The 2,964-nt window shown below is 39.1% G+C and carries 2 protein-coding genes; one reads left to right on the forward strand and one right to left on the reverse strand.

Annotation, left to right across the window (positions count from 1 at the left end; genetic code table 11):
• Positions 1–210, reverse strand: a 210-nt coding sequence (locus F6K53_RS36400) for a hypothetical protein (protein WP_293084321.1), incomplete at its 3' end; no start/stop codon positions are given.
• Positions 211–1,322: 1,112 nt separating this feature from the next.
• Here F6K53_RS36400 and F6K53_RS36405 point away from each other — a divergent pair.
• The gene (locus F6K53_RS36405; RefSeq protein ID WP_293084324.1) at positions 1,323–2,513 is read left to right on the forward strand and encodes a transposase; all 1,191 of its coding nucleotides are present in this window, start codon (positions 1,323–1,325) and stop codon (positions 2,511–2,513) included.
• The last annotated feature ends 451 nt before the right edge of the window (positions 2,514–2,964 follow it).

Consider the following 2,964-nt stretch of genomic DNA (forward strand, 5'->3'; position numbering starts at 1 on the left):
CTCAACTTTATTCCACGCTAAATTACAGGTATTTATAATACGATCTAAACCATCTTTTTCATTGCGCTCTAAGTCATTCCACTTCATGTATACACGACAAAGTGTGCCATATTCATGTTTCCCATTACGATTGCGTGGTCGGAAACCTTTTAGTGGATTCCTTAATGCATGGGAATATTCTTTGGGTTTAATGGATACCTTTAATGTCATCTGCTAACCGAGAATAGCCTTCATGAACAAGCTAGTAAACTGGCGGGGTGACAAGAGTAGCTAAAAAGCAGACATAATCAAGGTCATAGCTTTGAGACCTCGTTGATAAAATGGTCGTTTATTCGAGGATATCGTAATTAACTTATCAACAATTCCATAAACTTGGTAGTAAAAATTAACCCAGTTGTAACCATATAATCCCAGGGTAAACACATCTAAGATTGTATCAAGAGTTACATTTAAAAACTAAACAATAGATTGAGTTAATATTTTTTTGTTTTGGATGTTACCATTTCTACTAAATAAGATGCGTTTACCCTGCTTTGTTATTGATAGCTAATTTACTTTCCAAACATAGTATTACATACAATCCGGACTATTTGAATGAGTTTACGTTAAACTTAACAAATCTTTACAGTTGCAATTGTTTTTTTATAAAAAACTTTGATGAGAGATAATTCACAACAATGAATTAGTAGGGCTTTCAGGGATTTTTTCCTGGTAACAGGAAGTAGTAAGTAGGGCATGAAACGTCGATGAAGTGCTCTGAAGCATGGTGAAGTAATATGAAGTAAATTACGATAGTAATAGTATTTTTATTTGAGATGTAAACAAATAATCCCAATGGTTAGGAAACAAAAAACTCCCAATAGGTAGGAGCTGTAAGGAATACAAAGTTTTTTAGTTTAGCAAAAATCACCATCTAGTTTTACAACTCATTTGTAAACTCAAAAAAAATGTATAAATACTCATTGCCAAATCCAAATAATTTTGATAATACTATCAATACAAATAGGGAGAGGTGAGATGTTGGCTGTAGCGATTGGCCGTAGGCCACGCTACGCGAACGCCTCATCACTACCCAGCCCAAATAAAAAAACATATAACCAAACAGTAAAGTAAAGTAAGGAAATGCGATTGACCTTTGGTCACGCTACGCGATCGCATTTCCCTACTCCCTACTCCCTACCTCACAGGGGTAGGTTTTTTACAAACAGAGGAGTAAACGCTCAGATGAAGAGGTAAAAATGAAATATTAGTTTTCTTGGTGCACCTTCACCCTTGTCGGGGAACCCGACCGGTGTCGCACCGGTAACAACCACATGGTACAGATGACCTTAAATCGACATCTATTAGAGTGGAAAAAGGTGGTAAGCTATAGATTTCCTGATTTGAGCTTACCTCAAGTAAATGGGCTAGCCACTTGGAGCTTTGGGATGGTGATGACCAAATCAAGTAGTCTGACCAGGGTGTCAAACTTGATCGCCAAAATCAATCAGGAAAAAGAAAATACGGTACGTCAGAGATTGAAGGAATGGTACAAAGAAGCAGAAGCGAAAGCCAAAAAAGGTAATAAACGAGTATCTCTAGAAGTAACTGAATGTTTTGCTTCATTACTGAGATGGATTGTGGATGTGTTACCTCCAACTACTCAAGAACTACTAATCGCCCTGGATGCCACCTGCGTGGGTCAAAACTTTACAGTTCTTTCAATTAATGTGCTTCACGCTGGTAGTGGGATTCCAGTGGCATGGAAAATAGTCAAAGCCACACAGAAAGGAAGCTGGAAGCCTTACTGGAAAGAACTCTTATCTGCTTTAAAGGAGATTCTACCAACCACTTGGCAAGTGATTGTGGCAGCAGATAGAGGATTGTATGCAGATTGGTTGTACCAAGAGATTGTCAATAATGGTTGGCATCCCTTCTTAAGAATTAATCATCAGGGTCAGTATCAAATTTCCGGTTCATCTTCATGGCATCCTCTGGCAACTGTTGTTGACTGTGATGGCATAAGTTGGTCTGGGCAAGTCAGATGCTTTAAAAACAAAACAATTGAATGTACTTTACTAGCTCGATGGGAGCCAAACTATAAAGATCCTTGGTTGATTTTGACAGATTTAAATCCCTGTGATTGTCAGATTGATTGGTATGGCTTTCGTTCTTGGATTGAATGCTCATACAGAGATATTAAAAGTGATGGTTGGCAGTGGCAGCGAACTCGTCTGGTCAGCCCACAAAGGGCAGAGCGACATTGGTTAGCTATGGCTGTAGCTCTGTTATGGACGATCAGCCTCGGTGGTGAAGGAGAACAACCCGTCAGTTTCACTGAGCACAGAGAAATCGAAGAAAAGACTAGTAACACCTCTAGTAGTCCACCTGTATCTCCTCGGCTCTCTTATTTTGTCGATGGTTTGTTAACTATCGTTGCCCGCTTACTCAATGATCAATCCCTGAGTGTTGGTAAGCTGTTTCCTTCCCCCTTCAACACTTTTAGCTCTTTCGCTGTTTCTGACTCTTCCTAATTGTAAAAAACCTACCCTTGTGAGGGGAACCCCCCCCTACTAATTTACTTTAATCTAGAATTATGTACTTAGTCATCGTCGTCATGAATTCGCCAGGAATTTCAGTGGGCTGAAGGGGGCTCCAGTCCGAAATTTGGGCATAACGCAGTGCAGAAAGAATATACATGGTGTTGCTTATTGCCCGGCGGGACCCCTTCAGAATATGCTGAACGGGGTATTTTTTTGGAGAAGGTTCCTAATGATAATTGAGAATTGAGAATGTAATCTGATGCGCCTTTAAATTAGTTTTTCCCTTTTATATGTTACCTTTGAGCAATTTAGATAAGGCTGCGGCTCTTTTAAGAAGACGCAAGTCCAGTCAAAAAACCATCGCTTTGTATGAAGTATTTGTACAAATTGAAGCTTGAATAACACTTTTAAGCAAAGGAATACCAGAAAAATACTTTGCTTA

It is taken from the genome of Moorena sp. SIO4A1 (assembly GCF_010672065.1).
Lineage (GTDB): Bacteria > Cyanobacteriota > Cyanobacteriia > Cyanobacteriales > Coleofasciculaceae > Moorena.